Here is a 26,356-nt window from a genome sequence, read left to right on the forward strand (position 1 = left end):
CATGGTTGGCCGCCAATTCAATCAAACGCCCACGTATACAACACGTCCAGCGCATTGTTCGTGCCCGTCTGGAATTGCAAGGTGATGCGGCGGTTCAGTTTGTAGCGCAGTTTGACCAGGCTCGTCGCCGTGCTCGTGCCTTGCTCGAACGTCAGGTAGGCGCGCGACGACAGGCGCTTGCCGACGGTGACGACCGTGCTTTCCAGCCCCTGCGCCTGCGACAGGCCCACTTCGTCGAGGCCCAGCGAATTGGCCAGCTTGCCTTGCAGACCGCCGCCGGAGCCGCCGAAGAGGGCGCCGGCCGCCGTCGTCAGGAGGGCCATTTCATCGCCGGCCGCCGTTTCCGCGCCGTGACCCAAAATCAACCAAGCCAGCTTGTCGCTGTCCGACACGCTCGGCGTGGACACCAGCTTGGCCGTCGGCGCCTGGGCCGTACCGCGCACTTCCACGCCCGCTTCCACGTTCGTTTCCGACAAGGCTTCGCCTTCAGGGCGCTTGCGCACGGCCAGGATATTGAGCGACGGGTTATCGTAGGCGCCCGTGAAGGCGATCAAGCCCCGTTCGATCGACAGCTTCTGCCCGTAGGCCGCGTACTGGCCGCTGGTGACCTTGATGCTGCCCGTCACGCGCGGCGCGGCGCGGTTGATGACTCTGGCGCGCACATTGCCGGCCAGGTCCGCGTCGATGCCCATGCCGCGCAGGTGGAAGGCATTGCCCAGGTCGAACTCGAGGTCGATATTCAGGGGCAGCGAAGGCGCTTCCTTGCTGCCCTTGACTTCCTTGCCCAGCACCACCACGTCGCTGCTTTGCGTCGGCGTGTCTTGCGGCGCCAGTTCGATCAGCGCGCGGTTGGCCCTGAACTTGCCCTCGAAGCTGAAACGCTTGTCGTTGCGCACCAGGGTGCTGTTGCCCGACAGGACCAGAGTGCGGTCGGGGCGCGATAGCGCCTGCAGGCGGTCGGCCATCAATTTCAGTTCCAGGCTTGCCTCGCCATTCGCAAAGCGTACCCAGCCATCTGCCTGCACCTTGCCATCGCCGCCGTCAAAGCTCAGGCGCTGCAGTTGCAGTTGATCGCCGGCCAGCTTGGCTTGCAGCACGCCATTGCGCAATTTCAAGCCCTGGTCGGCCCAGTTCACCAGCAGCTTGCTGCCGTTGATGTCGCCATTCAATTGCGGCGCGCCGATGGTGCCGCTGCCGGACAGTGCCACCTTCAGGGCGCCGCCCAGTTCCAGGCCCGGCTGGCCCGTCAGCGGCGCCAGCCACGCCAGCGAATCGATATTGGTGGTGCCCGTCAGCGAGAGGGCGCTGTCGTTGCTGATGCGTCCGCCCAGCATTTGCACGGTGGCATTGATGTCGCTCTGGCCCGCGCGCGCGCCGTCGAGTTTCACGGCCAGGCGCAGCTGCTGGTTGGCCACGTCGACTCGCGCATCGAGCGTGCGCAAGCCCAGCGCCAGCGGCTGTTCCACGCCCACCGTCACATCGCCTTTTTCGCGGTAGATGTGCAGCATGCCGGCCAAAGAGGGATCTTTCTGCTTGGCCGTCGACACCTGCATGTCGAGCGACCATTGCGCGCCCAGGGTCAGGTCGCTGCGCGCATTGGCTTGCAGCGCCGGAATCACTTGCGCCAGATAGGTCAGGGCCACGCCGGCCGCCTGGCCGGAACTGGTCCAGCGGGGGCCGTTCTTGACGAGGCTTTGCATGGTGATGCTGCCCGCCGGCAGTTTGATGACGGTATTGCCCACGCTGATCTGCTCGGGCTGGCCGAGGCCCGCCACGCCGCTGTTGGCAGGGCCCGCCACTTTCACGGGCACGGGCGCTTGCAGCACGAGTGCATAGCGGCCCTTGTTTTGCAGGCTGTCGATGGTGCCCGTCCAGCTGGCGCCGCTCTGGCTGCCGCGTACTTGCACGGTGGCGTCGAAATCGTCATTGCGCGCCGCCAGGCTCACCGTATGGCTGCCGCGCGTGCCCGTCGTGCCCAGGCGGGCGCTGGCCAGCTTGAAGGTGGGTGTGCTGTAGCCCGTGATCTCCAGGCTGCTGACCATGGGGTCGAGCGCGCCCTGGCCGGCGCCCACGCTGGCGCTGCCTTTCACGGCTTTCAACTGCTGGTCGCCAAAGAAGGTCAAGTCCTTGCCATCCAGGGTCAGCTGCGCGGCGGGCGCGTCCATCTTGCCCGAGACGGAACCGGCCGCATGCAGCACGCCGGCAAAGCGCGGGCCCAGGGTCGACAGTTGCGGCGCATCGAGTTTCCACGTCAGCTGGTCCGTGGCGCCGCCCAGCGCGCCCTTGGCCAGCAGGCTGTTCGGTCCCAGGCGCAATTCCGTATCGACGCTGTCGATGCGCTTGGCGTTGGCCGACAGCTTGGCGTAGCCGGCCAGCGGCGCGTTTTGCAAGGTCGATTCGCGCAGGGCCAGGTTCAGGGCCACTTGCCAGTCGCTCGTCAGGCGGCCGTTGCCGTTGAAATCCGCATTGACGTTGCCGTTGGGCAGCGATGCGCCAAACGCGGCCGGGTTGATCTTTTGCAGGGAACCCGTCATTTTCAATTCCGCTTGCTGCTTCGGTCCCGTCAAGCCCACTTCGCCGCTGGCGTGGATGGCGCTGTCGGGCGCAGGGCGCTTGCCGCTGGTCAGGCCCAGGCCCTTCGCATCGGCAACAAAGCTCGTGCGCGGCTGCTGCATGGTTCCCTGCACCACGCCGCTGGCCAGCACCGTGCCCAGCAAGTCGCCTTGCAGGGCGGACAGTTGGCGCGCATCGACATTCCAGTTGAGTTTTTCGCCGGCGCCGCCAAAGTTGCCCTTGGCTTTCACATTGTTCTTGCCCAGTGCCAGTTGCACGTCGATGCCGCTGAAATGGGCCGCGTCGGCCGTCAGCTTGCCCTTGCCGGACAGGGGCTGGTCGAGCAGCTTGCTGGGGCGCACGGTGAAGTCCGCATTCGCCAGCCATGTTGGTGCCACGTGGCCATTTGCGCGCACGTCGAGGTTCAGGTCGGCCACGGGGAAGGCGCCGAAGTCGGCGGGATTGAGACGGTTGGTGCTGGCCACGGCCTTGAATGGCTGCTCGTCCTTCAGGCTGATCTGGCCCGTCGCATTGACGCTGCTTTTGCCCGCTTGCAAGGTCGCCTTGCGCAATTGCACGAGCGAGTCGGCCAGGGTCGCTTCCACGTCCAGGCGCAGCTTGGCTTCACCGAGTTTGGCACGCAGGGTCTGCGTCTTGCCGTCGCTGTCGAGCACGATGTCGCCGACGATCTTCGTGCTGTTGATGCTGCTGTAAATGTGCTGCAAGTCGATCTTGTCCGTGTGCAAGGTCAGCTGCGCATTGCCGATGGGCGCGTCGGCCGCGTCGCGGTTAAGCTTGCCGCCGCCCGTGAATTTGCCCGCGTTGCCGAAGTCGATGATGGCAGACTCGAGCGTCGTGGCCGTCAGGGTGCCGCCCAGGCGCGCCTCAAACTGGCGCAGCGGCAGCTTTTGCTGGTCGATGGGGCCCGGCGTGGCGTGGTTGAGGATGGCCAGCTTGCCCGACACGGTTTGCGCGTTGGGGCGCGTGTCGATGGCGGCGTCGAGTTCCAGGCTCAGGTCCGCCTGTGGCAATGTCGCGTCGAACTTGCCCGGATTGATGTTGCGGCCACGGATGCTGGCCGAGCGCAAGATGATGACGGGATCGAACGGCGCCAGCGCCAGCCGGGCGTCGGCCGTGGCCGCGCCCGCGTTGCCCTTGGCCGTGACGTTCAGCACGTTCAAGTCGCCGCCCAGTTGCAAGGCGAGCGCGGCCGGTTTTTCGCCGGCGGCGGGGTTGAGTTGCGTCAAGCCTGCCTTGCCTGACAGTTTGAATGGCTGCGTGGCGGCTATCGTCGCGCTGGCCGTGGCCTGGCCGAACGGCGTCAGGGCCGAGGCGTCTTCCAGCTGCCATTGCGACTTGTCGCCCGACAGGGTGAAATGGATTTTTTCAAACACCGTGTTGCCGCCCGGGCTGACCAGGGTCACCTTGTCCAGGCGCGCGTCGGCAATGCCGATCCTGAACGGCGCGGCCAGGCTGGTGGGCATGGTCGACGGTTCCTCGGACGGCGCCGTGCTTTCGACGGACAGGCTGGCCACGTGCAGTTCGCTGATGGCGATGCCTTCCGAGAAAAACTGGAACGGCGACCAGTTGATGTCGATGTTGTCGGCCGTGATGTGCTGCGTCTTGCTGCGGTAGCTGACGTGGCCCAGGTGCATGCGGTTGTACAGCGAACCGGACACGCCCGACACTTCGATCTCGCCGCCGCTGGCGCTGGCCACTTTTTGCACCAGCATCTGCAAGGTCGATTCGCGGCCCAGGAACCAGAAGGCGCCGCCCAGCAGCACGGCCAGGCTGGCGACGGCGATCAGTACATAGCGCATGGCCCGGCGCGGTTTTTTTGCCGGCGGCGGAGGGATGGCGCCGGGGGATTCGGTAGTCATATCGGACATCAGAAAGTGAATCCCAGAGAGAAGTGCAAACGGTAGGCGTGGACGGCGTGGCCATATGCCACGTCGACATTGATGGGACCGACGGGGCTCTTGTAGCGCCCGCCCAGGCCGTAGCCCGATTTCGGCGTCATTGCCTCTTTCACGGTGTCGGCCGCGTTGCCGGCGTCATAGAAGGCGGCGATGGCCCACTTCGGCTTGAACCAGTACTGGTATTCGGCGCTGCCGGTGAGCATGTAGCGCCCGCCGACGGTAGCGTCGCCCTCTTTGACGCCCAGTTCCTGGTAGGCATAGCCGCGCACCGACTGGTCGCCGCCCGCGCGGAACAGGTAGACGGCCGGCACACCGCGTTTTTCCTTCGAGCCCAGCGCGCCCATTTCGCCGCGCACGATCAGCTCGCCTTTTTCACCGAGCGGACGGTAATACACGGCCTTGCCGGCCACGCGCACGAAGCGCTCGTCCGTCAGCACGGGCAGCAGGGCGCCGCCCACCTGGGCGTTGATGACATAGCCCTTGGTGGGGAACAGCAGGCTGTCGAGGCTGCGCTTGGTGATCGCATAGGTCAGCGGCAAGCTCTTGCTGCGCGTCTGTTCCAGGCCCACGACGGTTTTGTTTTCGCTGAGGAACTCGAACGTCAGGCTGCGCTCGAGGTTGGTGCCGCCCCAGTTGCGCTTGGCCGAGATGGTCGTCACGGCCGTGATTTCGTTGGAAATGTCGCTGCGCTCGAACGAGGCACCCGCGCTGTCGTTGTAGCCGCGTTCGGTCGTTGGAAAGTAAAAATTGGCGTGCGCCGCCTGCTTCTTCGTTTCCATGGTGAGAGCGCTCTTGAAGCGCGTGCCCCACACGTTCAGGTTGTCATAGTTGAGCTGGGCGCGGTTACCCGTGTTCGTACTGAAACCGAGACCGGCGCTGACGTTCTGTTGCTTGTTTTCCGTCACGCGCACGACCAGCGGCAGCTGCGGCGCGGGGCCGCGGTTGGCGGGCTTGGCGTCGGGCGCGGCGCCGGCGGCATCGGCTTGCTGGCTTTCCTGGCCCGCCTCGATCTGCTCGCTGAGGATGCTGCTCATGTCGGCGCTCACTTCCACGCTGGCAAAGTAACCGGTGTCCTGCAGGCGTGCCTGGAACGATTGCAGCGCCGATTCGCTGTAGTACTCGCCCGGACGTATCTTGTCGAGGTTGCGGATGATGCTGGCATCGTAGCGCTTCAAGCCTTCGATGCGCAGTTCGCCAAAGCGCAGCTCGGGGCCGCTGTCGAGCACCACCAGCAAGGAAACCTTGTGCGTTTCCGGGTCGACCACGGCTTGCGTATCGACCAGCTGGGCGCGCGGGTAGCGTGTTTGCACCACTTCGCGCAGCAGCGCGCGCTTGGCCGCTTCCCAGTCGGACTGGCGAAACACGCTGCCCGTCTTCAGGGCCCAGCTGCGTTTCAGCGCTTCCGTATCGTAAGGCTCGCTGGCGGCCAGCGGCGGCGTGGGGTCGAAGCCGCGCAATTCCAGCTCGACCTTGTCGATGGTCGCGGGCTGGCCCGGGTCGACGTCGACGATGACGACGGGTTTGGCGCCCGTCGTATCGACGCGCACCGTGACGACGGGCGTGTAGTAGCCGGCCGTGGCGATGAGGTTTTTGGCTTCTTCGGGTGTAGCGCGCACGAGGCGGCGCAATTGCTCGCGGTCCATGCGCGGGTTGCCGCGGAAGCGTTCCAGGTCCAGGTTTTTTTCGAGCAACTCATCGAGGTCGCCGGGCGCGTTGACCTTGACCTCGTACTGCAGCGGGGCAGGCGCCGCTTCCGTGGCGCTGGCGCTCTCTGGAGCAGCATCTTGCGTGGCCTCTTGTGCGGCAGCATGGGCGGTAGGAAACAGCAATATGGCACCGCCGGCGGCCGCCAGTGTCAGTTGACCCATTACTTTTGCCACTACTTGTGCCAAAATTCGTGGTCGTATCGCCTTGCCGGCAGCCGTATGCCGTATGGGTCGTGCAGAAAACATGGTGCTCCAGATAAGTAAATGCTGACTGCATGTTACCGGAATAGGTAAACTGATGGCGGACGAATAAGTATTTTTTGCGCAGGGAATCATGTTTTCCCGCGCACTCGAACAGAATAAAACTGAAAAGAAAGAAATTATGCTAGCAACGGACTCCGCACTGGTGCTCTTTAGCGGTGGACAAGATTCCACCACCTGCCTGGCCTGGGCCCTCAAGCACTATAGCCGCGTCGAAACCATCGGCTTTGATTATGGCCAGCGCCATGCGATCGAACTGACCGTGCGTCCAGGCGTGCTGGAACAGATGCGCCAGCAGTCGCCCGAGTGGGACAGCCGCCTGGGCCAGGATCACATGATCGACCTGTCGCTCATTTCCGCCATTTCCGATACGGCCATGACGCAGAACGTCGAGATTGTCATGCAGGAAAACGGCTTGCCGAACACCTTCGTGCCTGGACGCAACTTGCTGTTCATGACCGTGGCCGCCACCGTGGCCTACCGCCGCGGTTTGACGGTGTTAGTGGGCGGCATGTGCGAGACGGATTTCTCCGGCTACCCGGATTGCCGCGACGACACGATGAAGGCGCTGCAAGTGGCCCTGAACCTGGGCATGGACACGCGCTTGAAGCTGGAAACGCCGCTGATGTGGCTGGACAAGGCGCAAAGCTGGGATCTGGCGGAAGACCTGGGCGGCCAGCCGCTGGTCGACCTGATCCGCAGCGGCACGCATACGTGCTACCTGGGTGAACGTGGTGAATTGCACGAGTGGGGCTATGGCTGCGGCACTTGCCCTGCCTGCGCCCTGCGCGCGAATGGCTACCAGCAATATGCCGCGAGAAAAGCCCTGAAGTAACAGGTTGCGCCGTTTCTTCAAGCGGCGCGGCGGGGAGAGCAGCCATGCTGTGGTTTTTGCCACAGGAGCGTCTTGCCATGAAATCCCTCTTTGCCGCGCTGTACGGCCCCGTGTTCTGGGCCGGCTTCATCGGCGCCGCCGCTTGCCTGATCGCGGCGTGCCACTATTCTCTGTGGGTCTTGCCGCCCTTGCTGCTGCTGGCCCTGCTCACTTCCTTTCTTGCCGAACGCTATCTGCCGTATGACGGCGCGTGGAACGACGGTCACGGCGACGGCTGGCGCGATACGCTGCACGCGCTCGTCAATGAAGCGCTCTACCTGCTGGGCCTGGCGGCCTTTCCCCTGCTGGCCGGGCATTTGGCGCTGGGCCCATTCTGGCCAGTCCAGTTGCCGTTCTGGGCGCAGCTGCTGCTGGCGATCCTGATTGCCGATTGCGGCATCACGCTCGTGCATTACCTGAGCCACCGCTATTATTTTCTGTGGAAACTGCATGCCGTGCACCACAGCGTGCAGCGCATGTACGGTTTCAACGGCTGGATGAAACATCCGCTGCATCTGCTGCTCGAAGCGGCGGGCGGCATGCTGCCCTTGCTGTTGCTGGGCATACCGGAGAAGGTCATGGCCGTGCTGGCGTTTGCCGTGGCGATCCAGCTGTTGCTGCAGCACGCGAATGTCGACATGCGCATGGGGCCGCTGCGCCACGTGTTCGCCTGGGCGCCCTTGCACCGTTTTCACCACATGAAGTACGGCACGGCCGGCGACGTGAATTTCGGCCTGTTTTTTACGTGCTGGGACCGTCTGCTGGGCACGGCCTTCGACGCGCCCGGCTACCGCATGCGGGGCGAGGACCTGGGCATCGGCAGCCGTCCCGATTATCCCGTTGCTTATGGACCGCAGCTGCTGGAACCGTTCCGCTCGGAAGAGGGCGTGCGCGCGCCCGAGCTGCCGGCCGGCTTGCAGCAGGCGCTCAATCGTGCCGTCAATCGAGCAGCTTGACGTCGAGCTGGCGCAAGCTGCGGTCGGCGCGCACGCCGAACAGGCTGCGCATGGTGCGCGAAAAATGCGCGGCATCGGCAAAGCCGGCGCCGTGGGCCGCCTGTGTCAGGGTACTGCCGAGCAAGACGAAACGGATGGCCAGGCGCAGGCGGCGCCACAGCACCAGGCGCCGCACGGGCAAGCCCAGCTGGGCGCTGAACAGGCGTTCCAGCTGGCTTAGCGACAAATGCGCGGCCTCGGCCACTTCCGCCGCGCTGACCTTGCCGGACAATAGCGCATCGACCTTGTCCAGCGCCCGCAGCAAGCGGGGATCGGGCAAGCGCTCGCGCGGCTGCGCCTGCAGCGCGGCGGCCAGGCTGTCGAGGCTGGGTACGCCGGCGCTGGCGGCCGCCGCCAGCAGGGCCGCGCCGCCCAGACGCTGCGGTTCCGCATAGATGGTCAGCATGGGTGCCGGTGCGGCGATGATGGCGTGCGGGCGCAGGCTGTCGACGAGCAAGTGCCGCGCCGTGTGGACGATGCCGTCGAGCTCGGCGGTGAAGGGCGCTCCCGTGCTCAGCATCAACTGGTGCGCATAATGGGCGTGGCTGTCCGTGGCGCCCGCTGCGCCATGCAAGATGGCAAAGTCCGGCGCCAGCCAGAGTGTTCCCTGCCAGCTATCTTGCTGCAAACGCGGCTCCTGGTTGATGGATTGCGGGGCGATCATACCAGTGTCGGACGATGGTTTTCATGGCATCGAATTTTCCTGGAGTACACATCATTGCGTTCACGAAATATGTGCTCTTTTTAATACAATATTCAGCATTGCAAGGGCGCCCGCTGTAACGTACTATCATTCTCATCGACTACCGATGGTAGTTGTACAGCCCGCTGCCAGCCATGTTGCTGGCCGTGAAATGGTTTGATGTCCGTCCTGTCAGCCCGTCATGTCTACACGCGCGTCTTCGTCGTGGTTTACCAAGCCAGTGTCGCACTGGGTGGGACCGCGCGCGTTGGCCGCGCTGGTGCTGGCGCTGTGCCTGGGGTTGACGTACGGCGCCTGGCGCAACGCCCATGATGCCAGCGAACAGCAGGTGCAGGCCGATTTTGATTTCCGCGTGCGCGAACTGGTGGGCAACATCGCCGGCCGCATGCAGACCTATATCCAGGTGCTGCACGGGGTGCAGGGACTGTATGCCAGTTCGCAGGAAGTCACGCGCCGCGAATTCCATGCCTATCTGTCGGTGCAGCAGGTGGACCGTCACTTTCCCGGCATCCACGGCATCGGCTTCCTGCCGCTGTTGCCCGGCGCCGCCCTGGCGCGGCACGAGGCCAGCGTGCGCGCGGAAGGCTATCCCGGCTATGCCGTGCGTCCGCACGGCCAGCGTGCCTGGCATGCGCCCATCACCTATCTGGAACCTTTAAGCGACAGCAACCTGCTGGCCTTCGGCTATGACCTCTGGTCCGAACCCGTGCGCCGCGCCGCGCTCGAGCAAGCGCGCGATACGGGGCGGGCCGCCATGACGGGCAAGATTCACCTGGTGCAAGATAGCGGCAGCGCCCAGGCGCATGGCTTCCTCGTCGTGCTGCCCGTTTACGAGAATGGTGTGCCGCATGGCACTGTGGAACAGCGGCGCGCCGCCTTGCGCGCCTGGGTGTTTGCGCCGTTCCGCATGGGTGACCTGATGGCGGGCGTGGGCGGTGAGGCGGCGCGCCAGCTGGACCTGGAAATCTATGACGGCGCGCAACTGGCCGAGGCGGCCCTGATGTATGACAGCTTGCCGGGCGGCTTTTCCTCTGCCGCGTCGGACAACCTCGTGTCGCGGCAAGTGATCACCATCGCCGGCCGCCCCTGGACCTTGCGCGTGCGCGCCATGCCGGGTTTCGATGGCGAGCTGCTGGCGCGGCCCCGTCTGGTGGCCTGGACCGGTGTGCTGGCCAGCATCGTGCTGGCGCTGGCCGCCTGGCTGCTGGCGGCGGGCCGTGCCCGCGCCCAGGCGGCGCTGGCGCGCTCGAGCGAGCTGACCGGCCAGCTGGAGCAGGGGCAGGCGAGCGTGCTGGCGATGGCCGAGGCGGCGCAGCGCAGCCAGGCCATGCTGCGCAGCATCCTCGATTCGACCATCGACGGCATTCTGGTCGACAATATCAACGGCCGCATCTTCACGTCGAACCGGCGCTTCCGCGACCTGTGGCAAGTACCCGACGCGCTCGACTGGCAAGCCGATGGCACGGCGCTCGTGCGCCACGTGGAAAGCCAGCTCGAGCAGGCGGCGCCTTTCCTCGGAGCACGCACCCACGCGCCGCACGGCCACCGCGAGCGGCGCGACGTGCTGCACCTGCGCGATGGACGGGTGGTCGAACAATATGTGCGCAGCATGCAGTTGGGCAATGAGCAGGCGCGCTTGTGGACTTTCCGCGATATCAGCGAGCGCAGCCAGATGGAACGGCGCGAGCATACGCGGCGGCAAGTGCTGGAAATGCTGGCCACGGGCGCGCCGCTGGAACGGGTGCTGGAAAGCGTGGTGCTGAGCGTGCAAGCCGACCATCCCGCCATGCTGTGCAGCATCTTGCTGCTCGATGAAAGCCGCCACCGCCTGGTGCTGGGCGCGGCGCCGAGCTTGCCCGCGTTTTTCAACCTGTCCAGCCATGGCCATGACCTCGACACTCTGCAGGGCGTGCATGGCATCGCCGCGCAAGCCGTGCGCGACGGCCAGCGCGTGATCGTCGGCGACTTGCATGCCGCTGCGCAGGAAACGATGGAACTGGCGTGCCGGGCCCAGCTGCAATCGTGCTGGGCCGAGCCCGTGCGTGGCGGCTCGGGCAAGCTGCTCGGTGTGCTGATGGCGTATCACCGCCAGCCGACCTTGCCGGGCGCGGCGCATCTGGCGCGGCTGAGCGAGGCGGCGCACCTGGCCGGCATGGCCATCGAGCAGGCGCAGGTGGCGCTGGCCCTGCGCGCGGGCGAAGCGCGTTTCCGCAGCCTGTACGACCATGCGCCCGTGGCCTTGTGGGAACAGGACTGGTCGGCCGTGCGCGCCGCGCTCGATGCTATCGAGCAAGCGGGCGTGCGCGACCTGGGCGCCCACTTCCAGGCCAATCCGGATGTGCTGCGGCGGCTGGCGGGGCTGGTGCGCATCATCGACGCGAACGGCGCCGCGCTGGCGCAAGTGCGGGCCAACGAGGACGACCAGCGCCGCGGCGCGCTGAGCCTGGCGCAGAATTTCGACGACAGCGCCTTGCCCCGTTTCTGCGATGCGCTGCTGGCGCTGTCTGGCGGCGCCCACCTGTACGAGTGCGAGAGCAGCTTCGTGCGTCTCGATGGCGCGGCGCGGCAAAACGAGTTGAGCTTGCTGGTGATGCCCGGCCATGCGGACAGCCTCGATTTCGTCATGGTGTCGTCGCTCGACATCACCGAGCGCAAGCGCATGAACGCGGAACTGCTGCAGCTGGCCACCACGGATTTCCTGACCGGCTTGCCGAACCGGCGCCACTTCATGGCGTCGCTGGAAAACGAGCATGCCCGCTTGCAGCGCGAGCTGGCCAGCTCCGCCAGCGTGCTGATGCTCGATATCGATCACTTCAAGCGCGTCAACGACGAGTATGGCCATGCCGTCGGTGATGCCGTGCTGCGCCACTTGGGCGCGCTGATGTGCCAGGCGCTGCGCAAGGTCGACGTGCCGGGCCGCGTGGGAGGCGAGGAATTTGCCATCTTGCTGCCGGGCACGGATCTGGGCGCCGCCGCCGTGTTTGCCGAACGGCTGCGCCGGCGCGTGGCGGAAAGTTCGCTGACCATCGATGGCGGCACGGTGATCACCATCACGGTGAGTATCGGCATGGCCGCCATGGCCGGTACCGATGCCGATTGCGACGCCGTGCTGGCGCGCGCCGACGAGGCGCTGTACCGGGCCAAGCGGGGCGGGCGCAACCGCATCGAACAGAATGATGGCGGCGGCGACGGCGTGCTCAGCAAGTTTATGGCGCAGTGATTACAGGCTGTGCTGACGCGCTTGCGCCTGCTTGCGGTTGCGGCTGACGATCAGCCAGACGATAGCGACGGGTATCAGCAGCGGCAGCAGCACGGGCGTGCTCAGCGCCAGCGCCAGCACCACGCACAGGGCCACGGCGGCGATCAGCACCACGCCCACGCCGGCCAGCACCACGCCCGCCACGATGGCGGCGCACACCACCGCAATGGCGGCGATCAGCAAGCCGCCGCCGGCAAACACGAGGCCGAACAGCCACTCGAGCGGACCGTCGACATCGTCGCCGTTGAACTGCATGTGCATGTCGCTGCCGCCGACCTTGTCGAGGAACAGGCAGGCGAGCATGACGATGAGGACGAAGGTGAGCAGTTTTTTCATGGTAAGCCTCGCAGTGTGGGTGATCGGGTATTGCATGGTCACACTGTAGGGGCGCGCCCGGCTTGCCGCCAGCGGCGTGCGACAGGCCGTCATTTTCACGGTATGGAAGGCGCTGGAGGCCAGAAAAGGCTGATCTGGAACAAGATTTCTTTTCTTGTAATGTGCGCAAGCCGTCCTATACTGAATACCTCACTCTCGCAAGGAGGGCAACATGCTTTTGTTTGCAGATACCGGGGATCAATCGCTATCCCCCCCTGACCATCGAATCACGCGCCAGCGTAGCGCCACGCAGTCCTGCGCCGAGCCCGTCGGTGCGCCATCGGCGATACCGCCGATCATCATCAATCCGTTTAATTACCATGCGCCGCTGCCGGCCATCGACCCGCGCTGGGTGCCGCCGGGCCCGCCGCTGACCTGGCCCAACCGGCCTGCCATGTCCATGTGCTGACAGTCGCGTGGGAAGATGCCGGACGGAAGTGTTGAACGTTCACCCGTGCCGCCGGGAACGCGGCACGGGCGGGCGTTTTCGACTATCATGCTAGCCCCGACCTTCCATCACGAGCACCGCCATGAGTACCGATTTCCCCGACTTTTCCGACGAAGCAGCCGAGCAGGACAATGACGCCCCGATCCAGGAGCCGCGCCTGTGGGTAGGCAATGGCTGGACGGCGAGAGTGATCAAGAACGAGGAAGATGAAGGCTGGGCCGTGGCCATGATCAAGGATGGCGAACCGGAGCCGGCGCTGGTGGGCCCGTGGACCATGGGCCGCGACAAGAAAAACCCGAAGCCGCTCGACGTCAACGCCTTCAATACCCTGGTCAAGACGGCGTCGGAAGTGCTGCGCCGCCATGAGCAGCAGCTGCATGCGCAATTGCACAAGAACCTGTTCGTCGCCACCGACGAGGGGCAAGTCAAGGTGATGTTCGACATCGTCCCCGACGAAGACCACCCGTACGCGGAACTGAGCGCCTACGACGCCGACGGCGAACAGATCGCCAAGGTGCGCACCTCGGCCGCGTTCAAGTTCAATGCGACGTCCGCCGCGAACTGGATCGAGGGCGGCTACCGCCGCCCGTAATCAGACGCCACCACCGGCGTTAACAATGTGTCGGATTACGCGCTTGCGCGCTAATCCGACCTACCTCTTCCTGCATACGCGAGCCGGTACAACAGCGGCAGCACCAGCAAGGTCAAGGCCTGACCGGCCGTAATCAGACGCCACCAGCGTTAACAATGTGTCGGATTACGCGTGCCCTTCGGCCGCGCTAATCCGACCTACCTCCTCTTCTTTCCTGCGATACGCGAGCCGGTACAACAGCGGCAGCACCAGCAAGGTCAAGGCCGTCGACGATAAAATGCCGCCGATCACCACGGTGGCCAGCGGACGCTGCACTTCGGCGCCCGTGCCCGTGGCGATCGCCATCGGCACGAAACCCAGCGATGCCACCAGCGCCGTCATCAAGACGGGCCGCAGGCGCGTGATTGCCCCTTCCCGTATGGCATCGTGCAAGGGCATGCCCTGTTCGCGCAGCTGGCGGATGTAGGCGATCATCACGAGACCGTTCAGCACGGCCACGCCGGACAGGGCGATGAAGCCGACGGCCGCCGAGATCGACATGGGGATGTCACGCAGCCACAGGGCGACGATGCCGCCCGTCAAGGCGAACGGGATGCCGCTGAACACCAGCAAGCCATCCTTCACATTGCCGAACATGGCGAACAGCAAGACGAACACCAGGGCCAGCGCCACGGGTACCACCAGCTCCAAGCGTTTCGTGGCCGACTGCAATTGCTCGAACTGGCCGCCCCAGCTGGTCCAGTAGCCGGCGGGAATGGCCACTTGCGCTTGCAACTGCTGCGTGGCGTCGGCGACAAACGAGCCGATATCGCGCCCGCGCACGTTGGCGCTGATGACGATGCGGCGCTTGCCGTCTTCGCGGCTGATCTGGTTCGGTCCCGGCGCCACTTGCAGGCTGGCCACTTCACCGAGCGGAATGAAGCGGGCACGGCCTTCCGCCGCTGCCCCCAGGGGCAGGGCGATGGGCAGGCGTTTCAGCTGCTCGAGGTCGCTGCGCAGGCTGTCGGGCAGGCGCACGACGATGTCGAAGCGGCGGTCGCCCTGGAACAGGGTGCCCGCCTCTTGCCCGCCGATGGCCGTGGCAATCGCCGCTTGCACGTCGGCAATGTTGAGGCCGTAGCGGGCCGTCTGCTCGCGGTCGATCTGCACCGTCAGCATGGGCAGGCCCGTCGTCTGCTCGACCTTCACTTCCGTTGCGCCGGGAATCTTGCCCAGCACGCCGGCGATCTTCGCGGCCGTGCTGTCGAGCACGGCCATGTCGTCACCGAACAGTTTCACGGCCACGTCGCTGCGCACGCCGGAAATCAGTTCATTGAAGCGCAGCTGGATCGGCTGCGAAAACTCGTAGTTGTTGCCGGGCAAGCTGGTGGCCGTCGCTTCGATTTCCGCCAGCAAGCGCTCGCGCGATTTTCCCGGTTCCGGCCATTCGTCGCGGGGCTTGAGCATGATGTAGCCATCGGAAATATTCGGCGGCATGGGGTCGGACGCGATCTCGGCCGTACCCGTGCGGGCGAACACGCGCGCGATTTCCTTGTGGTTTGCCATGAGCTTGCTTTCCAGCTGCTGCTGCATGGCCAGCGATTGCGTCAAGCTGGTGCCGGGAATGCGCAGGGCCTGGATGGCGATATCGCCCTCGTTCAGGCTGGGCACGAACTCGCTGCCCATGCGCGTGGCCAGCAAGCCTGACAGCACGACAGCCACCGCCGCGCCCGTCAGCACGACGGGCGTGTTGCGCATCACCTTGTCCAGCAGCGGCGCATACCAGCGCTTGGCGGCGCGCATGATGGCGTTTTCCTTTTCCGCCACCTTGTCGCCGATGAACAGCGCCACGGCGGCCGGGATAAAGGTGATCGACAGCAGCATGGCGCCCAGCAGGGCGATGACTACCGTCAGCGCCATCGGCGTAAACATCCGGCCTTCCACGCCCGTGAGCGCAAAGATGGGCAGGTACACAACCATGATGATCAGCTGGCCGTACAGCAGGGGACGGCGCGCCTCTTGCGATGCGGCAAACACTTCCTGAAAACGCTCCTGCAAGGTCAAGGGCCGTCCCAGTTTCTGCTGGGCATGGGCCAGGCGGCGCACGCAGTTTTCCACGATCACGACGGCGCCATCGATGATGATGCCGAAGTCCAGCGCGCCCAGGCTCATCAGGTTGGCGCTCACGTGGTATTGCACCATGCCCGTAAACGTGAACAGCATGGCCAGCGGAATCACCATGGCCGTGATGACGGCCGCGCGGATATTGCCGAGGAACAGGAACAAAATGGCGATCACCAATACCGCGCCTTCGAGCAGGTTTTTCTTTACCGTATTGATGGCCTTGTCGACGAGCACCGTGCGGTCATACACGGTGACGGCGTGCACGCCTTTGGGCAGGCTGCGGTTGATCTCCACCATCTTTTTATCGACGGCTTGCGAGACGGCACGGCTGTTCTGTCCGATCAGCATGAAGACGGTGCCGAGCACCACTTCGCGGCCGTTTTCCGTGGCCGCGCCCGTGCGCAGCTCGCGCCCCAGCACCACGTCGGCCACGTCGCGGATGCGGATCGCCACGCCCTGCACGTTGGCGACGACGATGTTGCCGATGTCGCTTTTCGACGCCACCTGGCCCGGCGCGCGTATCAGCAATTGCTCGCCCTGTTTTTCGATATAGCCGGCGCCCACGTTGCTGTTGTTGCGCTCGAGCGCCGTCACCACGTCTTGCAGGCTGATGCCGTAGGCGGCCAGTTTTTCAGGGTAGGGCGCCACCTGGTATTGCTTGGCGTAGCCGCCGATGGCGTTGATTTCCGTCACGCCCGTGACGTTGCGCAACTGCGGCTTGATGATCCAGTCCTGGATTTCGCGCAAGTCCGTCGGCGTGTACGGCGTGCCGTCCGGCTTTTTCGCGCCGTCCTGCGTTTCCACCGTCCACAGGTAGATTTCGCCGAGGCCCGTGGAGACGGGGCCCATCTTGGGCGTGATGCCGGACGGCAGGCTTTCCTTGGCTTCCTGCAAGCGCTCGTTGATCATCTGGCGCGCGAAATAAATGTCCGTGCCATCCTTGAAGATCACGGTCACTTGCGACAGGCCATAGCGTGACAGCGAGCGCGTCTGTTCCAGGTTCGGCAAGCCGGCCATGGCCGTCTCGATGGGGAAGGTCACGCGCTGCTCGGTTTCCAGCGGCGAATAGCCGGCGGACTGGGTATTGATTTGCACCTGCACATTGGTGATGTCGGGCACGGCGTCGATGGGCAGCTTTTGATAGCTGTAGATGCCGAGGCCGGCCATGGCGGCCACGGCCAGCATCACCAGCCAGCGCTGGTCGATGGCGAAGCGGATCAAGCGTTCAAACATGATGGTTTCCTTTAGTTTGACGTGATCAGTGTTCGTGGCCGGCGGAGTCTTTGCCCAGCTCGGACTTCAGAACAAAACTGCCTTGCGCCGCGTACGGCGTGCCGGCTGCCAGGCCCTGCTTGATGTGCGTCAATGTGCCATCGCTGCGGCCCAGCACCACGGGCGTGGCCTGGTAGCCATCTTTTACCTGCACGAAGACGACGGGCTTGTCTTCCACCGTCTGGATGGCCGTGCTGTGCACGGTGACGGGCGCGTCCGCTTCGCCGGATACCACTTCCACCGTGACGAACAGGCCCGGGCGCCACGCCATGTCCGGGTTCTGCAAGCTGATGCGTGCCTTGGCCGTGCGCGTCTGCTCGCCCAGCAGCGCGCCCACATAGGTGATCGTGCCTTGCGCGCTGGCGTCAAACGCGGACGCCTTCACTTCCGCCTTGCCTCCCATGCGCACGGTGGCCAGGTCTTTGGCCGGCACGGCGATTTCCGCCCACACGGTCGACAGGTCGGAAATGACGAAGATGTTCGCGTCTTCCTTGACGGCCTCGCCCAGGGTGATGTGTTTTTCCAGCACCATGCCATCGAACGGCGCGCGGATCTCATAGCGGTTCAGCGGACCTTTGCTGGTACTCGTGGCGCCCAGCGCGCTGAGCTTTTGCTGCGCATTCTGCACGGCGATTTCCGCCTCGCGCCATGCCTGCTGCGCCTGCAGATAATCCTGTTCGGCCGAAATTTTCTCGCGCCACAGTTTTTCTTCGCGCTCATACGTGGAGTGGGCCAGCGACAAGCGCCGCTGCGCCGACAGCAGCGCGCTGCGCTGTTCCGACAGTTCCGTACTGGCGATGACGGCCAGCACTTGTCCCTTTTTCACCAGCTGGCCCAGGTCCGCCTGCACGGCTTCGACCACGCCGGCCAGGCGCGGCACGACGTGGGCCGTGCGGTCTTCATTGAACCGGATTTCACCGGGCAGGGCGACCGTCGTCTTGATGCGGCCGGGCGCGGCCGTGGCGATGACGACGCCGGCTGCCTTGCTTTGCGCCGCCGTCAATTCCAGCTTGCCTTCCACTTCTTCGTGGCCGTGTTCGTCTTTCTTTTCCGCATGTGCTTCCTCCTTGACGGCAGGAACCGAAGGGGGGCTGGACTTGCCCGTGCCGAGGATGAGGATTGCCAGCACGATGCCGGCGGCCGCGATGGAAGCGATGGCGATCGTCTGCTTTTTGTTGAGTGTGATGTTCATGGATGGTGTTCCTTACAGGGGAGCTGGTGTGCCCAGCAGGCGCTCGATGTCGGCGGCGGCGTGCTGCGCTTCCGTCAGCGCGCGCAGGTATTGGTTTTTGGCTTGCAGCAAGGTGCGCTGGGCATCGAGCACGTCGAGGAAGGCGAACTTGCCAAACTCAAAACCTTTGCTGGCCGCGTCATAGGCGCTTTGCGCGCCAGGCAAGATGTCCTGGCGCAAGCTTTCCACGTCCAGCCGGGCCGTGGCCAGGCGTTCGGTGGCGGCGGCCACGTCCGTTTGCACGGCGATGCGGGCGGCGGCCAGTTCGTCGCTGGCCTTGTCGCTGCGGCGCAGCGCGTCGAGTTTGTTGCCGGCATTGCGGTCGAACAGGGGCAGCGGCAGGGCCAGGCCGATGATGGCCTGGTTGCGTCCCAGCTCTTCCGAGCGCTTCATGCCGATGCTGACGGTGACGTCGGGCGTGGCGCGCCGCTGTTCCACGTCCAGCATGGCTTGCCGCTGGGCCAGCGCGCTTTGCGCCTGGCGCACGGCCGGCGCCTGGGCCAGGCGCGCCGCCAGTTCGCTGGCCGGTGGCAGCTCGGGCAAGGTTTCCAGGCGTCCTTCCGCGACGCTGAAGCGTGGCGTGGCGTTGCCCCACAGGGCTGCCAGGCGCTTGCGGGCGCTGGCCAGGGTGCTGCGGGCCAGGTTCAGCTCCAGCCGCACGCTCGCTTCCGCGACCCTGGCGCGGGTTTCCTCGACGGGCGAGGCCTTGCCAGCCGTCACTCGTCGGGCCGTGATGTCGCTGGCGCGCGCGGCCAGGGCCTGTGCGCTGTCGGCCAGGCGCAAGCCTTCCTGCGCTGCCAGCACGTCGACAAAGGCACTCGTGACGGCGGCGCGCGTGTCGGCTTGCTGCATTGACAGGCCCGCTTGCGCCAGGTCTGCGCCGCGCTGGGCGACGGCGGCGCGCGCACCGCGCTTGCCGCCCAGTTCGATGAGCTGGTTCAGTTGCACCGTGGTGCTGCGCGTGGCGCGCCGCGTGTCTTCCAGCACGGTTTGCAGTTCCGGATTGGGCAGGGCGCGCGCCTGCTGCAGGGCGCCGCCCTGCGCCGCCAGTTCATGGCGGGCTGCCGACAGGGTGGCGTTGCCGCCCTCGGCCAGGGCCAGCGCGGTGGGCAGGGTCAGGGGACCGGCAGGCTCCTGTGGAGCTTGTGCATGGGCAAAGTTGCCGGCCAGCAGGCCAGCGGATAGCAAGAAAATGAATCGGTACATCGAATTCTCCAAAAGCATGGAAAAGAATTCGACGGGACGCGTAGGCCTGCGCCTGACTTATTGCGATAAGTGAGTGAAACGTCCCGTCGGCCTAGATGGCCGACGACCAGTCAGGGCGCTTGGGAGCGTCCGGGATGTGGGAAGCGTAAAAGAAGGGGGAGGTGTCCGCGTTGACGGACGCCGTGTCGCCGATAGGCAGGCTGGAGCCGGCCGGCAGCCATGCATGGCCGATGCCATGGCAGACGTTGCAGTCGCTGTGCGGCTGGCCTTTTTTCTGCTGGTCCGCCACTTTTTTGTCGCCGGCAGGCTGCTTGTCCGCATCTGCCTTGTGCTGGTGGCTGTGGTGACCCAGGTGCTGCGCCGCCTTGCCTTCCTCGTGCAGGCAATACGCGCTCGCCGCGGCCCAGGACATCTGGAGCGGAAGCACGAACAGCAGAAAAATGAGGAAGAATCGGCGCATGGTGACGGCTATTGTACAGAAAGAAGCGCTTAGCGCGGCTGGGCGCGCCACGCCTTCAGTTGCGCGGCGATGGCCTTGCCCTGGAACAACTGCGGCTCGGAATGCTCTTCCGTCTCCATGCCGCCTTCGCGGAAATCGGCCGCCTCGCGCGCCTGCACCAGCACTTTGGCCTTGTCGAAGGCCTCCGCAAAGCCGGCGCACTTTGGCAGCGCTTCCTTGAAATACGCTTCGCTGAAATACGTAAAATCGTTCTGGTCGTCGCAACCGAACGAGGTGCGGTCGCTGCGCGCGGCCGTGATGATGAGGGTGTTGTCATCTTTTAAGGGCGCAATGAAGCCGCCCGCATAGCAGGCGGAAACGACGATGACTTTCCAGCGGATGCCGCTGTGTTTGAGCATGCTGGCCAGCTCTTGCGCGGGCAGGCTGTGCAGATCCATGCCGTTTTGCGCCAGCGCCAGTTCGTGCTCGGGCGAGCCGTGGCTGGTGAGGAACAGGAACAGGATGTCGTTCTGCTTGTCCATCTTGGCGCCCAGCGCGTTGAGGCTGGCCGCGATGCTGGTGCGCGTGGCCATCGGCTGCTGGGCCACCGTGTTGCGGCTGTTGACGAGCATCAATGAACGGCCCACGGTACCATAATCGCGGTCGAACTGGCGCTGCACGAAGGCCGTTTCGCGGTGGAACACTTCCTGCGCACCATCGCCGGCCACGCCCAGCAGGTACAGATTGATTTTCTTTGCCGCATCGCGCGGTGCGATGCGGGCCAGGGCGCCGTCGAGCAGGGTGCGCTGGTTGTACAGCGCCAGTTCGATATTGTCGCGCGTGAACTTGTCCAGGGCAGGGTCGTCCAGCTGGCCTTCCGTCCAGTTGCCGCTGTCTTCGCGCCGGCCGTCCGCCTGCGCCACGGCGTAGCGCAGCACGCCCTTGCCGTCGAACTGGCCATTCTTGAAGCCGCCCCGGTATTCGTCGCCGTCGGCCGTGCGCAGCACGCCTTCGCCTTCGAATTTCCAGTCTTTCAGCTCGCCTTCGTAGTGGATGCCGTCGCTGGTGGTGACCTTGGCCTTGCCCTGCACCTGGCCCTGGACGAAGTCGCCTTCGAAGACGGTGCCGTCCGTGTCGGTCAGTTTGCCGGCGCCGTGCGGGCGCCAGTGCTTGAAATGGCCTTCGAAGGTGGCGCCATCGGCGCCCTGGAAGCGGCCTTGTCCCTCGAAGCTGCCCTTGACGAAGTTGCCCGCATAAATCTCGCCCTTGGGCGAAGTGTAGCGGCCGATGCCATCGAAGGCGCCCTGGCGGAAGGCGCCCGTGTATTCGACGCCGGACGCCTGGCGCAGCTTGCCCTGGCCAGAAAACACGCCGCGCGCGAAACCGCCTTCGTAGAATGCGCCGCTCGCGTACTCGAGCCGGCCCTGGCCATGCATCTTGCCCGCGACGAGGGGGCCGAAATAGCGTCCGCCATCGGCCGTTTCCGCCGCCGGCGCCTTGGCTGGCGCGGCGCACAGCGGCGGCATGCCCAGCGCGGCAAAGGCCAGCAGGCCGGCGAGGGTGTAGGGACGAAGCGAGGCGCGTAGCGTGGCGGTCATGAGGACGGTCTGGTCTGTAGGAAGGGGCCTAGTCTGCCACTGTATTGCCAGCGTGGCAAATGTGCGCGTGGCGTGTGTTGCTCTGCCTCAAGGCAAGATTCTCCGTTTTATGCCGTGCCAAGGCCGGGCTGAACTGATAATATTGATTTTCAGAACATATACTTGCACAAGGTACATAGTCACCCATGGAAAGCCGCCTCAGCCGTCTGGAAGCCGTTCAAACCGTGTTGCTGGAGATCGGGCAGCGCTCGAGCACCTGCAGCGATATCAGCGAGTTCCTGCAGGCGGTGCATGCGGCGCTGGGGCGCATCATGTATGCGGCGAACTTTTACGTGGCGCTCAGCGACCATGACGACGGCCTCGTGCGCTTTCCGTATTTTGTCGATGAATTCGACGCCGCGCCCGACCCGGACGAGGGCGTGCGCCTGGCCAGCGCCGCGCAATCGCCCACGGCATGGGTCATCGTCAACCGCAAGCAGCTGGTGATGACGGCCGACGACGACGCCATGCGCGCCATCGGCGGCGGCGCCTGGGGCGGCGGCACGGCGGCCGAGCACTGGATCGGCTGTCCGCTGCTGGACCAGCAGCACCAAGTGCTGGGCGCCATCGTCATCCAGAGCTATGACGCGCAGCACCGCTTCAGCCTGGAAGATCAGGCCCTGTTCGCGCTGATCGCCACGCACGTGTCGAGCGCCCTGCAAGGCATGCAAAGCATGGACCGGCTGGAAAAGGCGGTGCAGGAGCGCACGGCCCTGCTGGCGCACGAGGTGGCCGAGCGGCGGCGCGCGGAAAACCTCCAGCATGCGCTGTATGAAATCGCCAACCTGTCGGCGCAGGCGGCCGACGCGACGACCCTGTATGCGCGCCTGCACGCCATCATCAGCGAGCTGGTGACGGCCAAGAATTTCCTCATCGCCCTCTACCACCCGGACAACAAGGACATCACGATCCCGTATTTCGTCGACGAGAAGGATGCGCAGGCGCCCGTGAAACGCTTTCATTACGGCATCGGCATGAGTTCGTACGTGCTGGCGCGGCGCAAGGCTTGCCTGCTCGATGCCAGCAGCTATGCGGCGCTGGTGGCCAGCGGCGAGATGGACGAGCCGCTGGGCAATGTCGGCATCGCCAGCTGGATGGGCGCGCCCATGCTGCTGGGCGAGCGCAAATATGGCGTGATCATCGTGCAAAGCTATGACGAATCCGTCGTGTATGGCCAGGCGGAACTGGACGTGCTGGCTTTCATGGCCAGCCACGTGGCCGTGGCGATGGCCCGCATCCAGGCCGACAGCGCCATGCGCCAGGCCAAGGAAGCGCTGGAAGAGCAGAACGCGGCCCTGAACAGCGCCCTGAGCGCCTTGCAGGAAGCGCAGTCGGAACTGGTGCGCCAGGAAAAGCTGGCATCCCTGGGGCGTCTGGTGGCGGGCGTGGCGCATGAAATCAATACGCCGCTGGGCATTTGCGTGACGGCCACCAGCCACCTGGTGCAGGAATTGAAACTCACGCGCGAAGACCTCGAAGGCGGCCAGCTCGACGAGGACGGCTTGCGGCAATTTTTCGACATCATCGACCAGACCCTGCGCATCATGACGACGAACACGCAGCGCGCCGCGGCGCTGGTGCGCAGCTTCAAGCAGGTGGCCGTGGACCAGTCGTCGGATGAATTGCGCAGCTTTAACTTGCGCAAATACCTCGATGAAATCCTGCTGTCGCTGCAGCCCAAGCTGAAAGGCAAGCCGGTGAAAGTGGAGATCGACTGCGCGCCCGAGGTGCAGCTGCGCAGCTATCCGGGCGCCGTCTCGCAGATCGTCACGAACATGGTGGTCAATTCACTGGTGCATGGCTTTGCCGAAGGCGAGCCGGGCAAGATCAAGCTGTCCGCCCGGACGGTGGGCGACATGCTGGAACTTGACTACAGCGACGACGGCATGGGCATGGACAGCGCCACCCTGGCACAGCTGTTTGACCCCTTCTTCACGACGAAGCGGGGTTCCGGCGGCAGCGGACTTGGCGCGCATATTCTGTATAACCTGGTGACGGGACCGCTGGGAGGGACGGTGAAGGTGGTCAGTGCGCCCGGCATGGGATTGCATTACAAGATACGCTTCCCGCTGGAGCCACGTAGGTCGGATTAGCCGTAGGCCGTAATCCGACGCAGGCGGCCAAAAACGGCGGGCCGGAGACGCGGGCCTGAGAAAATACCGATGGCGGCGTTGCAGCTCCTTGCCGTACATGCGTACTGTCTGCGTCGCTGCGCCTTGCCCTCGACATTTTTCAGGCCCGCTTGGCCCGGAGTGCCCGTGTTGGGGGCTTGGACCGAAACCACGTAGGTCGGATTAGCGGCGCAGCCGCGTAATCCGACGTACGCATGCTAATCCGGGAAGCGCTGATTCAACGCCAGCGCCTCATCCAGATTCGCAATCAGCAACTCCACATACTGCGGATCGAGGTGGCTGCCGCTCACTTCGCGCAGGTAGCTGACGACGCGCTCCAGGGGCCAGGCATCCTTGTAGCAGCGCTTGTGCATGAGGGCGTCGAAGACGTCGGCGACGGCGGCGATGCGCGCGTATTTGTGGATGTTTTCGCCGACCAGGCCTTGCGGGTAGCCGCTGCCGTCGAATTTTTCATGGTGCTGGTGGGCGATCACGGCGGCCGCCTTCAGGAGCGGGCGCTGCGAGCCGTCGAGGATGGACATGCCTACCGTCGGATGCTGCTTCATGATTTCCCATTCGGCCGCATCGAGCTTGCCCGGTTTGAGCAGCACGGCGTCGGGGGTGGAGATCTTGCCGATGTCGTGCATGGGCGCCGCGTGGCGCAGCACCATGGTTTCCTCTTCCGACATGCCGGACGCCTGCGCCAGCAGCTGGCACACTTCGGCCATGCGGCGCACGTGGTTGCCGCCTTCGTGCGAGCGCGATTCGACCACGTCGCCCAGGCGCAGGATCAGCTCGGCCTGGGTATCGGTGATTTCCTGCGTCAGCAGGATGTTGTCGAAGGCGATGGCCACGCCCGAGCAGAATACTTCCAGCAATTGCGCGTCGAGATCGGAGATTTCTTCCACACCTTTGAGTACCAGCAAGGACGCCTTGCCGCTGCTGTTCGGGAAATAGCCGACATAGGTGTCGCCATGCAGGCGCGAAATCTTGTTGCTCTTGGCGTCGTCCAGCTGCGACAGCAGGGACGGGCTGAGGATGCCGCCATCGGCTTCATGGTCGCCGATCTGCGCGAGGATTTCATAGTCCTGCTCGCCCGTGATGGCGCTGGCGCCGCGCAGGCGCAGCAGCATGCTCGTTTCGAGGCGCAGCAGGGCGACGACTTGCTGCAGCAGGCCGCTGGCGAAGTCGCGCAGGTTGCGCTGCTTGAAGATGTGCGCCGAGGCGGCGATGACGCGCTCGAGTCCTTCGCGGTAATGGAGCTGGGCCTGGCGCGCCTCTTCCACCTTCATGATGTCGCGGTAGGCGCGCAGGGCGGCAAAGGTGGTGGTGAACAGCTTGGTGCGGTCCAGTTCCGTCTTTTCCTTGTAGTCGTTGATGTCGTAGTTGACGATCACCCGTTCTTCCGGCGCCTGTCCCGGCTGTCCCGTACGCAGCACGATGCGCGTAAACTGGTTGCCCAGGTCTTCGCGCATCCAGCGCGCCACTTCCAGGCCGCTGTCTTCGCGTTCCATCACCACGTCGAGGAAGACGAGCGCGATGCCTTCTTCGCGCGCCAGCACCTGCTTGGCTTCGGCGCCGCTGTACGCGTGCACGAAGCTCAGCGCGCGGCCTTCGAGGCGGAAACGGCTCAGCGTCAGTTTGGTGATGTCGTGGATGTCGGGTTCATCATCGACGAGCAGGACTTTCCAGGGAGGTAACTTGGGCGATGCTGAAGACAAAAATGACATAAGGGCGAGTTCCGCTAAAAGGCATAACTGACGCAATGCTGAGACGCCCGCGCCAGGAATTCCTGTGCGCCATGACCGGCGTTGCGCGTTTTTCGGGCGCATTTTGTCGATTGTAGACTGACAGCTAAGTATTAACAATAAGCAAGAACAATTGACTAAAATCATGCAACACACGTGCTAAAAAAGCACTTTAAATCCGTGCTGCCGACACTATCTATACTTTATCGCTTAGGCAACTATATTTTCAAGACAATACTTTGTTTTAATTAATATTGCTAATGAATCTGCAAAAAAGTGGCGGCCGGTCTTGTCAGAGTTGCCGTAGGAAAAGGTAACAAGGTATGAATTTCGCTTTGAACGGCGGCGCATGGGGGTATAGTGAATCGGATAAAAAGTGGCTCATGCGCCACCCATATTTTTCCTGAAAGGATTACATCATGAAAAAGAAGACAACGCGCGCCCTGATCGCCGGCCTGGCCTTGCTGGCCAGCAGCGCGGCCTGGGCAGGAACCGAAGTGCATTTCAGCAAACCGGATCAATTCACGGATGTGCCGTTCGATCCTAACGAACGGGAAGACGTACTGAAGGAGCTGACCCGGCATTTCGAGAAGCTGGGTACGGCGCTGCCGCCCGGGCGGACCTTGAAAATCGACGTCACGGACGTGGACCTGGCGGGACGTGAAAATCCTTCGCTGCGTGCCGGCCATGATATCCGCGTCATGAATGGCCGGGTCGACTGGCCGCGCATGCGCTTGCAGTATGTGCTCGAACAGGATGGCAAGGTCATCAGCAGCGGCAATGCGGCCCTGTCCGATATGTCATACCTGAGCCGCATCAATCCTTACTTCAGCAATGAAAAGTTGCGCTATGAAAAGCTGATGATCGATGACTGGTTTTCCGATACCTTTGGCGTCAAGGTGAAGCGTCATGCGCGCAAGTAGT

17 protein-coding genes are annotated in these 26,356 nt (G+C 64.3%); 7 read left to right on the plus strand and 10 right to left on the minus strand.

Annotated features, from left to right (window positions below; translation table 11 throughout):
• Positions 1–17: 17 nt before the first annotated feature.
• On the minus strand, positions 18–4,433 hold the full coding sequence (locus tag AC4BCN_RS04365) for a translocation/assembly module TamB domain-containing protein (RefSeq protein WP_490492651.1): 4,416 nt from the start codon (positions 4,431–4,433) through the stop codon (positions 18–20).
• An 8-nt stretch (positions 4,434–4,441) separates the two neighbouring features.
• Positions 4,442–6,340, minus strand: coding sequence for an autotransporter assembly complex protein TamA (locus AC4BCN_RS04370; protein WP_490492652.1), 1,899 nt, complete (start codon positions 6,338–6,340; stop codon positions 4,442–4,444).
• 220 nt (positions 6,341–6,560) lie between these two features.
• On the opposite strand from AC4BCN_RS04370, the gene queC reads away from it, so the two are divergent.
• Positions 6,561–7,274, plus strand: coding sequence for a 7-cyano-7-deazaguanine synthase QueC (gene queC / locus AC4BCN_RS04375; RefSeq protein ID WP_490492653.1), 714 nt, complete (start codon positions 6,561–6,563; stop codon positions 7,272–7,274).
• Between the two features lie 77 nt (positions 7,275–7,351).
• Positions 7,352–8,269 carry a sterol desaturase family protein gene (locus AC4BCN_RS04380; RefSeq protein ID WP_490492654.1) on the plus strand — a complete coding sequence of 306 codons (918 nt, stop codon included), beginning with the start codon at positions 7,352–7,354 and terminating at the stop codon, positions 8,267–8,269.
• Here the strand turns inward: AC4BCN_RS04380 and AC4BCN_RS04385 are convergent.
• Positions 8,253–8,972 carry a helix-turn-helix domain-containing protein gene (locus tag AC4BCN_RS04385; RefSeq protein ID WP_490492655.1) on the minus strand — a complete coding sequence of 240 codons (720 nt, stop codon included), beginning with the start codon at positions 8,970–8,972 and terminating at the stop codon, positions 8,253–8,255. The genes AC4BCN_RS04380 and AC4BCN_RS04385 overlap by 17 nt on opposite strands.
• A 220-nt stretch (positions 8,973–9,192) precedes the next feature.
• Here AC4BCN_RS04385 and AC4BCN_RS04390 point away from each other — a divergent pair, with 220 nt between their 5' ends.
• On the plus strand, positions 9,193–12,231 hold the full coding sequence (locus AC4BCN_RS04390; protein WP_490492656.1) for a sensor domain-containing diguanylate cyclase: 3,039 nt from the start codon (positions 9,193–9,195) through the stop codon (positions 12,229–12,231).
• Here AC4BCN_RS04390 and AC4BCN_RS04395 read toward each other — a convergent pair whose 3' ends face one another.
• Positions 12,232–12,606: a hypothetical protein gene (locus AC4BCN_RS04395; RefSeq protein WP_490492657.1), complete on the minus strand. Its 375-nt coding sequence runs from the start codon at positions 12,604–12,606 to the stop codon at positions 12,232–12,234.
• A 211-nt stretch (positions 12,607–12,817) separates the two neighbouring features.
• Here AC4BCN_RS04395 and AC4BCN_RS04400 point away from each other — a divergent pair, with 211 nt between their 5' ends.
• Both AC4BCN_RS04400 and AC4BCN_RS04405 read left to right on the plus strand, forming a co-directional pair.
• On the plus strand, positions 12,818–13,054 hold the full coding sequence (locus AC4BCN_RS04400) for a hypothetical protein (protein ID WP_072457088.1): 237 nt from the start codon (positions 12,818–12,820) through the stop codon (positions 13,052–13,054).
• Positions 13,055–13,175: 121 nt separating this feature from the next.
• Entirely contained in the window at positions 13,176–13,685 is a 510-nt protein-coding gene (locus AC4BCN_RS04405; protein WP_034753470.1) for a hypothetical protein, read from the plus strand.
• A 165-nt stretch (positions 13,686–13,850) separates the two neighbouring features.
• On the opposite strand, the gene AC4BCN_RS04410 is transcribed toward AC4BCN_RS04405, so the two are convergent.
• The 5 genes from AC4BCN_RS04410 to AC4BCN_RS04430 all read right to left on the minus strand — a co-directional run bounded on the left by AC4BCN_RS04410 (position 13,851) and on the right by AC4BCN_RS04430 (position 21,534).
• Positions 13,851–17,021 (minus strand): efflux RND transporter permease subunit, encoded by a 3,171-nt coding sequence (locus AC4BCN_RS04410; protein ID WP_490492658.1) that lies wholly within the window; start codon positions 17,019–17,021, stop codon positions 13,851–13,853.
• A gap of 25 nt (positions 17,022–17,046) precedes the next feature.
• Positions 17,047–18,252, minus strand: coding sequence for an efflux RND transporter periplasmic adaptor subunit (locus AC4BCN_RS04415; protein ID WP_490492659.1), 1,206 nt, complete (start codon positions 18,250–18,252; stop codon positions 17,047–17,049).
• Positions 18,253–18,264: 12 nt separating this feature from the next.
• The gene (locus tag AC4BCN_RS04420) at positions 18,265–19,497 is read right to left on the minus strand and encodes a TolC family protein (RefSeq protein ID WP_490492660.1); all 1,233 of its coding nucleotides are present in this window, start codon (positions 19,495–19,497) and stop codon (positions 18,265–18,267) included.
• Between the two features lie 91 nt (positions 19,498–19,588).
• A complete protein-coding gene (czcI, locus tag AC4BCN_RS04425; protein WP_319992239.1) occupies positions 19,589–19,957 on the minus strand; it encodes a cation efflux protein, CzcI family in 369 nt (122 codons plus the stop codon).
• A gap of 29 nt (positions 19,958–19,986) precedes the next feature.
• Entirely contained in the window at positions 19,987–21,534 is a 1,548-nt protein-coding gene (locus AC4BCN_RS04430; protein ID WP_490492661.1) for a C13 family peptidase, read from the minus strand.
• Positions 21,535–21,719: 185 nt separating this feature from the next.
• Between AC4BCN_RS04430 and AC4BCN_RS04435 the strand changes: the two genes are divergently transcribed.
• Positions 21,720–23,666: a GAF domain-containing sensor histidine kinase gene (locus AC4BCN_RS04435; RefSeq protein WP_128141176.1), complete on the plus strand. Its 1,947-nt coding sequence runs from the start codon at positions 21,720–21,722 to the stop codon at positions 23,664–23,666.
• A gap of 236 nt (positions 23,667–23,902) precedes the next feature.
• Here AC4BCN_RS04435 and AC4BCN_RS04440 read toward each other — a convergent pair whose 3' ends face one another.
• The gene (locus AC4BCN_RS04440; protein WP_034753476.1) at positions 23,903–25,414 is read right to left on the minus strand and encodes a DUF3369 domain-containing protein; all 1,512 of its coding nucleotides are present in this window, start codon (positions 25,412–25,414) and stop codon (positions 23,903–23,905) included.
• A gap of 437 nt (positions 25,415–25,851) precedes the next feature.
• Between AC4BCN_RS04440 and AC4BCN_RS04445 the strand changes: the two genes are divergently transcribed.
• Positions 25,852–26,355, plus strand: coding sequence for a DUF3016 domain-containing protein (locus AC4BCN_RS04445; RefSeq protein WP_338680666.1), 504 nt, complete (start codon positions 25,852–25,854; stop codon positions 26,353–26,355).
• Position 26,356 lies beyond the last annotated feature (1 nt).

It is taken from the genome of Janthinobacterium sp. Bl 1 (assembly GCF_058215535.1).